Source organism: Mycobacterium sp. ABE4_509 (assembly GCF_056160785.1).
Window position 1 is genome coordinate 1 of sequence record NZ_JBSWXU010000370.1, and the last position, 221, is coordinate 221.

1 pseudogene is annotated in these 221 nt (G+C 67.9%); it reads left to right on the forward strand.

Annotated elements, in window-relative coordinates:
* Positions 1 to 221: pseudogene (locus tag ACXAID_RS28530) on the forward strand (HNH endonuclease signature motif containing protein); the annotation flags it as partial.

Consider the following 221-nt stretch of genomic DNA (forward strand, 5'->3'; position numbering starts at 1 on the left):
CGCGATCCGGGCCGGTCTGGCCGAGTTGGCCGCCGCCCCGATCGACGGGCTCACCCATCGCGAACTGATCAGCCTGCTCGACGACCTCAAGAAGCTGACCTGGATACTGCCGGCCCACGAGCAGCGGGCACTGGCCCGGCTGATGGCCGAAACCGAACCCAAGACCCTCGGCGCCAAATCCTGGAACGAGGTGCTGCGCATCGCGCTGCGAGTCGCCAAGA